Origin of the sequence: Parafannyhessea sp., assembly GCF_051876455.1 — a bacterium.
Classification (GTDB): Bacteria; Actinomycetota; Coriobacteriia; order Coriobacteriales; family Atopobiaceae; genus Parafannyhessea.
Map to the genome: position 1 here is coordinate 1 of NZ_JBJEHW010000174.1, position 9,248 is coordinate 9,248.

At 66.0% G+C, this 9,248-nt stretch carries 6 protein-coding genes and 1 pseudogene; 4 read left to right on the plus strand and 3 right to left on the minus strand.

All coding sequences use genetic code 11. The features are described from left to right. From groEL to ychF, 3 genes and pseudogenes are all read left to right on the plus strand, one after another. Positions 1–253: pseudogene (groEL, locus tag ACI38Z_RS07595) on the plus strand (chaperonin GroEL); the annotation flags it as partial. Positions 254–411: 158 nt separating this feature from the next. Beyond that, positions 412–1,686, plus strand: a complete 1,275-nt coding sequence (locus ACI38Z_RS07600; protein ID WP_439789586.1) for a 4Fe-4S binding protein — start codon at positions 412–414, stop codon at positions 1,684–1,686. Between the two features lie 44 nt (positions 1,687–1,730). Beyond that, positions 1,731–2,804, plus strand: a complete 1,074-nt coding sequence (ychF, locus tag ACI38Z_RS07605; protein WP_439789587.1) for a redox-regulated ATPase YchF — start codon at positions 1,731–1,733, stop codon at positions 2,802–2,804. 123 nt (positions 2,805–2,927) lie between these two features. Here the strand turns inward: ychF and ACI38Z_RS07610 are convergent, their stop codons facing one another. Then, positions 2,928–4,553: an LCP family protein gene (locus tag ACI38Z_RS07610; protein ID WP_439789588.1), complete on the minus strand. Its 1,626-nt coding sequence runs from the start codon at positions 4,551–4,553 to the stop codon at positions 2,928–2,930. Between the two features lie 49 nt (positions 4,554–4,602). Beyond that, positions 4,603–6,057 carry an LCP family protein gene (locus ACI38Z_RS07615; RefSeq protein WP_439789589.1) on the minus strand — a complete coding sequence of 485 codons (1,455 nt, stop codon included), beginning with the start codon at positions 6,055–6,057 and terminating at the stop codon, positions 4,603–4,605. Between the two features lie 232 nt (positions 6,058–6,289). Between ACI38Z_RS07615 and guaA the strand changes: the two genes are divergently transcribed. Continuing rightward, positions 6,290–7,879, plus strand: a complete 1,590-nt coding sequence (guaA, locus tag ACI38Z_RS07620) for a glutamine-hydrolyzing GMP synthase (protein ID WP_439789590.1) — start codon at positions 6,290–6,292, stop codon at positions 7,877–7,879. Positions 7,880–8,224: 345 nt separating this feature from the next. Here guaA and ACI38Z_RS07625 read toward each other — a convergent pair. Further along, a partial coding sequence (locus ACI38Z_RS07625) for an amidohydrolase family protein (RefSeq protein WP_439789591.1) occupies positions 8,225–9,248 on the minus strand: 1,024 nt, incomplete at its 5' end.

Here is a 9,248-nt window from a genome sequence, read left to right on the forward strand (position 1 = left end):
GGTCGAGAAGATCAAGGGCCTGCCCGAGGGCGAGGGCCTGAACTCCGCCAACGGCAAGTGGGGCAACATGATCGAGATGGGCGTCCTCGACCCCGTCAAGGTCACCCGCACCACGCTCCAGAACGCCGCTTCCGTCGCGTCCCTGATCCTCATCACCGAGGCGACCGTCTCCGACGAGCCGAAGAACACCACCATCGAGGAGGCCATCTCCGCGGCTGCCGCACAGGGCGGCCAGGGTGGCGGCATGTACTAAGGCGTAGCGAGCGTCGATAGACATTGAGCCATGGGTCCGGGCCCGGGGGAATCCCTCGGGCCCGGGCCTTTTTGTAGCGGTCTGTGGCCATGGCGCCGTGATGGTGTGGAAGAGTTCGCAAAGCGGTACAATTGCAGCTCGTGGAAGAAGGGGGAGACATGGCAGGAAAGCGCGACGTAATCGACGACCTGATCGACATCCAGAACGACTGGAAGGCCGTCAAGAACCCGTTCGGTGGCATCGCGGACTCCCTTGCTGCCGACCCGGACTCGCAGAACCTGTACGACCCGTCCAACTACAAGGAGCGCCCCCGCGTCAACTCGCTCTTCTGCCTGGACGTGGCCTCCGGCGACCTGAAGGCGTGCCACAGGTGCCTGGACGTCTGTCCCGTGAACGCCATCACCATCACGAAGAACGGCGTCAAGCTTGCGGACAACTGCCGCAAGTGCGGCCTGTGCAGCCCGGCCTGCCCGACCGAGGTCTTCGTGGCGTACAACGTGACGCCCAAGAGCCTGTACGACAAGATTTCCGAGGTCGCGAGCGAGTACGAGCAGTGCTACGTCACGTGCACGCGCGCGCTCGGGCGCATCCCCAAGGACAACGAGGTCCTGCTGCCGTGCGTCGGCGCGGTCTCGAAGGAGACGTGGTTCGCTCTTCTCGCCGAGTACAAGAACATCAGCGTCTACCTGCCGCTGGGCATCTGCGACAAGTGCCGCACCACGACGGGCGAGCGTGCCTTCTCGGAGGCCATCGCGGAGGGCGAGCGGCTGAGCCACGGGGCCATGGGCCTCGAGGTGAGCGAGAAGGACCTCACGCACGAGCAGACGCGCGAGTTCAAGCGCGGGCAGTTCATGTCGTCCGTCGTGAGGGCGGGTGCGACTGCGGTCTCGTCCACGAACCCGATGGTCGCCGGCGCGGCCGCCATCGCGAACAAGGTCCAGGCCCACTCCGACAAGATGATCGAGCTCCAGAACTCGCTCGAGCGCGCCGTGGGCGCGAAGACGAGCGAGCGGGACCGCCGCATCCTGATGCAGGGCCGCAAGATCATGCTCACGACCATACAGGCGCACAACGGCCTGGCCAAGGGCTTTGCCGACCTCGAGGTCCCCGCGTGCGACCCCACGCTCTGCACCGCATGCGGCGACTGCGTCGAGGCGTGCACGGTGCACGCCTGCGACCTCGACCACGAGGGGCACTTCTCCGTGGAGCCGGCGTACTGCGTCAACTGCGGCGTCTGCGCGAAGGTGTGCCCGGAGGGTGCCCTCACCATGCAGAAGTGCGACACCGCGGACCTCGTCGTCCGCGACGAGGAGGCGGAGCGCCGCAAGCGCGCCGCAGAGAAGCAGAGGGCCAGGATCGAGAAGACCAAGGCCGAGGGCAAGAAGCAACTTAACAAGGTGCTCGACGGACTCGAGCGCCTTGCGGACGAGTAGGAACCCAAGCCGCCCGAGCGGCTGAACCAGACGGAGATGAGGACGTGTCACTTTCAATCGGCATCGTAGGCCTTCCCAACGTGGGCAAGTCGACCCTGTTCACGGCGCTCACGCGCAAGGGCGGATTCGCGGCAAACTATCCCTTCGCGACGATCGACCCCAACGTGGGCATCGTGGACGTGCCTGACGCGCGCCTCGACAAGCTCGCCGAGATGGTCCACCCCGCGAGGATCGTTCCCGCGAGCGTCGAGTTCGTGGACATCGCAGGCCTCGTGAAGGGCGCCTCCAAGGGCGAGGGCCTGGGCAACCAGTTCCTCGCGAACGTCCGCAACTGCGACGCCATCTGCGAGGTCGTCCGCTACTTCAAGGACCCCAACGTCATGCGCGAGACCGGCAGGACCGGCGCCTTCGTCGACCCGGCGGCCGACGTCGACACCATCCAGACCGAGCTCATCCTCGCGGACCTCGGCTCGCTCGACCGCTCCATCCCCAAGCTCGAGAAGGAGGCCAAGCGCGACAAGGAGATGAAGCCGCGCCTGGACGTCGCGCTCAAGCTGCAGGCCTGGCTGAACGAGGGCAACCGCGCGGCCACCTGCGACCTCACCGACGACGAGCGCGCCGCCGCGCACGACCTCTTCCTCCTCACGATGAAGCCCATGCTCTACGTGGCCAACTGCGACGAGGACCAACTGCACGACGACCTCGAGATCGACGGCCAGAAGGCCATCCCCATCTGCGCCGAGGTCGAGGCGGAGCTTGCCGACCTCGACCCCCAGGAGGCGTCCGAGTACCTGGAGTCCATGGGCCTCGAGCGCTCGGGCCTCGAGACGCTGGCCCAGGCGGCGTACCGCCTGCTCGGCCTGCAGAGCTTCTTCACGGCGGGCCCCAAGGAGGTCCGCGCCTGGACGGTGCGCATCGGCGCGAAGGCCCCCGAGGCCGCCGGCGTCATCCACTCCGACTTCGAGAAGGGCTTCATCAAGGCCGAGACCATCAGCTACGATGACTACGTGAGCCTCGGCGGCGAGCAGGGTGCCAAGGAGGCTGGCCGCATGCGCATGGAGGGCAAGGACTACGTCGTCCAGGACGGCGACATCATGGTCTTCCGCTTCAACGTGTAGGGACCCACAGACGGGCGCAAGCCAGTACGGACGCACGACAAGAGAGGGCGCCCTTCTCCCCTGGGCAGGATGGGGGAGAAGGGCGCCTGCCTTTGTCTTGGCTTGTCGCGGGGGCGCGACCGCCTAGTTGCCAGCGGACGTTGTGGTCGTGGAGCTCGTGGTCGTCGTGCCCGTGGTGGCCGCGGTGCCGCTCGTCCAGTCGGTCCCGAACACGACCACCACGTCGACGGAGCTGTCCCAGCTGCCGTCGTTTGCCGTGGGCGTCACGCTGAGCCCGAGCGACTTCGCGACGCCGGCTGCCTTGGCCTGGGCGCTGCCGTTGTAGTAGACGGCGGTCTTGCTCTGGACGCTCGGGGCGTCGTTGGTGCTGGTGGTGAAGCCCGCGCTGGAGAGGGTCGAGGCACCCTTGCCGGCCACGCCCGCCGTTGTCGTGCCGTTGAGCACGAGGACCGTTCCGGAGTACTCGGGCGTCACCGTCGTGCTGCTCGAGGACGAGTCGTCCGAGCCGCTCGAGCCGCTCGAGTCGGACGTGCTCACGCCCACGGAGCCCGCGACGCCGGCCGTGAAGTCCTGCGAGGCGCTGCTGTACGGCGGAAGGCCCTTGTCCACGCGGTTCATGATCTTGGTCCACGCGTCCGTGTCGCACACCTCGTACCAGGTGTTGTTCACGTACTCGGAGGTGGTGGGGCACTGGCCGGAGTAGATGTCCTTGTCCACGTCGATGCCGGCGAAGTTCGTCGCGAGCGACGTGATGGAGCTCACGGTCATGTCGGTCGTGACGTAGCCGGCCAGCGTGTTGACCGTGGAGACGATCGTGGCGGCACCCGAGCCCATGACCTTCTTGATCACGGCGCCGATCAGCATGCGCTGGTTGGCGGCGCGATAGAAGTCGCCGCCGCCGTAGGAGTCGTACGCGTGGCGCGCGCGGCCCAGCAGCGCCGCAGTCTTGCCGTCGAGCGTCTGCTTGCCGGCGGGCAGGTCGAGGCCCGTGTAGTTGGGGTCCTTCACGGCGACGGGCAGGTTCACGGTCACGCCGCCGATGGCGTCGACTACGTCGGCAAAGCCGTCCATGTCGATCTCGGCGTAGTGGGATATGCTCACGCCGGCAAACTTGCTCACGACCTCCGTCGCGTACGCGGCCCCGCCAAACGAGTACGCCGCGTTGATCTTCTGGGTGCCGTGGCTGCCCATGTCGATCATCGTGTCGCGCGGGATGGAGATGAGCGTGACCTTCTTGTTGCGCGGGTCGACGCGCGCGAGGATGATCGTGTCTGTGCGGTAGGCGCTGTAGTCCTTGCCGTACTCGCTGCTGTCCGCGCGCTCCTCGTCCTTGTCGATGCCCAGCAGCAGCATGTAGAACGGGTCGCCCGCGTCCTTCGTCTCCACGAGCGCCTTGCGGAGCTTTGAGTCGACCCCTGCGTTGATGGTGCTGTTGATGTGGTGGATGTACGCCGCCACGGCGACGCCGCCGGAGACTATGACCGCAAGGACCGCGATGAGCACCGTGCGCAGGATGTGGTGACGGCCACGGCGCCTGCGCTTCTCGATGTACTCGCCCGCGCCCTTGGCCCTGGAGTAGCGGGGCGCGTTGGGGTTGGAGGGCGCCTCCGGGCGAGAAGGACCGCCCTCGTGGCCGGAGCGGAACCCGGCCTTGCGGGACGACGTCTTGGGGACGTCGGGAAGCGGGGCTTGGATCTGCCCTTCCGTGGCACCTGACGTCTGCGGCGCCTTCGCACTGTGCTTTCCCACGTCTCCTCCTTGTGCGGCCTCCGCGCAACGTCGGCGCGGGTGCCGCGTGTTATGACTGATCCTGCCCCAGGACCACGATAACGTCCTGGGAGGTTCCGTAGCTTCCGTCGTTTGCGACTGGGGTCACATCGAGCCCGAGCGTCTTCACGACGCCCTTCGCCTTGCCGAGGGCGTCGGACCCGTTGTAGATCACCTTGGTGGTGCTGACGGGTCCGTTGGCGTTGCCGGACTGCGCCTGGAAGCCCGCGGCGTTAAGCTCGCTCGCCTCCTGGCCTGCGAGCCCGCTCACGCCGGAGCCGTTGAGCACCGTCACGCTGCCCGTGTACTCGGCCTTGCTCGAGCTGGAGTCGGAGCCGTCGCTCGAGCCCGAGTCGTCGGACGAGGAGCTGTCGGACGAGTCCGCCGTGGTCGTGCTGCCGCTCGAGGCCGCGACGCCAGCGGTCGGGTCCTCGCTCGAGCTCGAGTAGGGCGACTTGCCTGCGTCGACGCGCTTCATCATCTTCTGCCAGGCGTCGTCGTCCATGATCTCGTACGAGACGCCGCCGATGTACTTGCTGGTGGTTGGGGCGAGGCCGCTCATGATGTCCTTGCTGGAGTCCATGCCGCGCATCTCGCTCGCGAGGGACACGATGTCGCTCGCGCTCATGTCCGTGTTCACCATGTCGGCCATTGCGCTCACGGTGCTCGTCATGGTGGTGAGGCTGCTCTTGAGCACCTTCTTGGCGACGGCCGCGATCACGGCGCGCTGGTTCGCGGCGCGATAGAAGTCGCCCGCGCCGTAGCTGTCATACGCGTGGCGCGCGCGGCACAGGAGCGCCGCGGTCTTGCCGTCGAGCTTCTGCTTGCCCGCGGGAAGGTCGAGGCCCGTGTAGTTGGGGTCCTTCACGGCCACGGGCAGCGTCACGGTGACGCCTCCCACGGCGTTCACCACTTCCTCCATGCCGTCCATGTCGATCTCGGCGTAGTGCGAGATGCTCACGCCCGCGATCTTCTCGACCATCTTGACGGCATAGCTCGCGCCGCCGATGGAGTACGCCGCGTTGAGCTTCTGCGTGCCGTGGCTGCCCATGTCCACCTTGAGGTCTCGCGGGATGGAGACCATGGTGACCTTCTTCTTCTGCGGGTCGACGCGGACGAGCATGATGGAGTCCGAGCGGTAGGCACTCGAGCTGGAGCCAAACTCCTTGCTCGAGCTGCGCGAGCTGTCCTTGTCCACGCCCAGGAGCAGCATGTAGAACGGCTCGCCCGCCTCCTTGGTGGTGAGCGTGCTCATGAGCTTGCTGTCGAGGTTGCCGCGGAGGCGCGAGTTGATGTTGTTGACGTACGCCCACACCGCCGCGCCGCCGGCGACGATGACCGCGAGCACCGTCACGAGGACGATCCTCAGGATCTTGTGGGTCCTGCGCCTGCCGCGTGCCTGCGCATAGTGCGCCCGCGACGAATGGCGCGAGAGGGAGCGCGCGTCCCTCAGGAGGTCGTTGTCCCTCATGTTCTTTCGCGCCAAGACGATTCCTTCCGTTGGAGTTACGCTTGACGAAAGCCTAACCAATTCATATTACATATCGCCAGCTAACACCTTACGAAGTTCATAAAAGGCAAGATAGTCTGGCGTCCCGCCAAGACGCGGGCGAGAAACTCTGTTCTTCTCGCGCCAAGCCCCACCGTGGGCGGCACGCCCGCGCCAGTCGTGGCATGATAGCGGTTGGCTTTCTTTAACACCGATTGCGGAGGAATCCATGCAGAACAACAGGCCCAAGCAGTTCGTGGCTGTCTTCGACTTTGGCGCACAGTACGGTCAGCTCATCGCAAGGCGCGTTCGCGACCTGCACGTGTACTCCGAGATCGTCCCGTGCGACATCTCCGCGGACGAGCTCGCCGCCATGGCCCCCTCCGCCATCATCCTCTCGGGTGGCCCCGCCTCGGTCTATGCGGACGACGCGCCCGACATGGACGCCCGCGTGTTCGAGCTGGGCATCCCCGTCCTCGGCTTCTGCTACGGCCAGCAGATCATGGCCGTCAAGCTGGGCGGCAAGGTCGGCCACACGGAGAAGGGCGAGTACGGCCCCGCCACGATCCGCCGCCAGGGCCAGAGCCGCATCCTGGACGGCACCCCCGAGGAGCAGACCGTCTGGATGAGCCACCGCGACGCCGTGTCCGACGTGCCCGAGGGCTTCACCATCACGTCCGTCACGGACGCCTGTCCCGTCGCCTCCATGGAGGACGCGTCGCGCAACCTCTTCGCGACGCAGTTCCACCCCGAGGTGCGCCACACCGCCCACGGTCGCGACATCCTCAAGAACTTCCTCTTCGCGGTCTGCGGCCTCGAGCCCAACTGGACCATGGACAACATCATCGACGAGAAGGTCGCGGCGATCCGCGAGCAGGTGGGCGACAGCAAGGTGATCCTCGCGCTCTCCGGCGGCGTCGACTCCTCCGTCGTGGCCGCGCTCGTGCACCGCGCCATCGGCGACCAGCTGACCTGCGTCTTCGTGAACCACGGCATGCTCCGCAAGGGCGAGCCCGAGATGGTCGAGGAGGTCTTCCGCAAGCAGTTCAACGTGCCCCTGATCCACGTGCACGCGGAGGAGCGCTACGCCAAGCTCCTGGCAGGCGTCACGGACCCGGAGCAGAAGCGCCGCCGCATCGGCACGCAGTTCTGGAAGGAGTTCTTCTCCGTCGCCCAGAAGCTCGACGGGGTCGAGTACCTTGCGCAGGGCACCATCTACCCGGACATCATCGAGTCCGGCGCGCGCAAGACCGGCGGCAAGGCATCCACGATCAAGAGCCACCACAACCTGATCCCGTTCCCCGAGGGCGTGCACTTCGACCTCATCGAGCCGCTCGACCACTTCTTCAAGGACGAGGTTCGCGAGCTCGGCGTGAGCCTGGGACTGCCCGCCAAGATGGTCTACCGCCAGCCGTTCCCCGGCCCCGGCCTGGCCATCCGCATCATCGGCGAGGTCACGCCGGAGAAGCTCGCCATCCTCAAGGATGCGGACGCCGTCGTGCGAGAAGAGCTGGACGCCTACAACGAGCGCCTCTTCCAGGAGACGGGCGAGCGCAACTCCGAGCACTCCTGCTGGCAGTACTTCGCCGTCCTGCCCGACATCAAGTCCGTCGGCGTCATGGGCGACGAGCGCACCTACCAGCGCCCGATCATCGTGCGTGCCGTGGAGTCCTCCGACGCCATGACCGCCGACTGGGCCAAGCTGCCCTACGACGTGATCGGCCGCATCTCCAGCCGCATCGTGGACGAGGTCGACGGCGTGAACCGAGTCGTGTACGACGTCACGCCGAAGCCGCCCGCGACGATCGAGTGGGAGTGATTCAGGCCCTGTCTCACTTTGTCCCACTCCGCTGCGAAAAGCACTGTTTTCGCAGGTAGAATGGCGAAAGTGAAGATAACCGAAGTCTCGCTCCGACGCACTCCGCGACACTCCGAACGGGCTCATTCTTCCAAGAATTCTTCCATGGAAGAATGCGGGGCAATCTCGTCTGAGACTCAAAAAGTGAGCGCCATGTCCTCGATAGGGACGTGGCGCTCTTCCTGTTGGGGGATAACGTTTGGCGTCGGGGCGGACTGTCGAGTGCAAGGTGACTCAAGAGGCGCGCCATGCTGTGGTGGTTATCGCAGCCTGCTCGAGCGATGGGGTAAGCGAGGGGCTGGTGCCTCACAGGAACTTGTCGAGTTCGCGGTCGACCTCTGGCTTGCGTCTGACACGCGGCTCTGAAATGAACACTCCATCGCGCACCACGTGCCGGACATTGCGAAGCGTGGTCAGGTCTTCAAGCGGGTTGCCGTCGGTCACGATCATGTCCGCGTGCTTGCCAGGCTCGAGCGATCCCGTCACGTCGTCTATTCCCGCTATCCGCGCGTTGCCGAGCGTGGCGCTGTACAGGGCGAATGCCGGGGTCACTCCCACGTACCTGCAGAAGTAGACGAGCTCGCGCCAGAAGTCGTATTGCGTGATCCAGGGGCAGCCCACGTCGTTTCCGAGTGCAACTGGCGTCCCTGCCTCGAGAGCTGCCTTGGAGCAGGCGATGATTCCCTCGAAGACCATGTTGCCGTTGTACTGCTCGACCTCAGATGCATGGGAGACCGAGCGGTCGAACAGCGCGTAGAGCAGGGCGGGCGAGAGCGTCGTGCAGAGTGTGGCGCCCGTAGACTTGAAGAGCCCCACGACCTCGTCATCGGGCTTGGCGCCATGCTCGATGGAGTCGACGCCGTTCCGGAGGGCGACCTTGAGCCCCTCGACGCCCTCCACATGGGCTGCGACCTTGTAGCCAAGCGCATGGGAACGGTCGCAGACCGCCTTCACCATGGTGGGGTCCATCCGGAGCAGGCCCGCCTCGCCCTTACGCGTGCCGTCGAGCACGCCGCCCGTGATCATGAGCTTGACGAGGTCAACGCCTTGCCGCCTGGAGAGCTCGACATGCGCAACGGCCTCGTCGACGGATTTCGCGGCGATGGCGACCGAACCCGCCATGTGCCCGCCTGGCACCGATATGCCCTCGTTGGCGGCGAGGATGCGCGGGCCGAGCACCTTGCCGGCTGCAATCTCGTCGCGGCAGCGCGTGTCGAAGTCGCCCAGGCCGCCCATGGTGTGGATTGTGGTGACGCCGCTCATGAGCTCGATCTGCGCGTACTGGCGAACGAGGCGATAGGCCACCGCCCGGGTGAGCCCGTTGCTCATG

Bases quoted from the DNA above. Each gene is read 5' to 3' on its own strand.
- ACI38Z_RS07600 (WP_439789586.1), top strand. From the start codon at position 412: ATGGCAGGAAAGCGCGACGTAATCGACGACCTGATCGACATCCAGAAC.
- guaA (WP_439789590.1), top strand. From the start codon at position 6,290: ATGCAGAACAACAGGCCCAAGCAGTTCGTGGCTGTCTTCGACTTTGGC.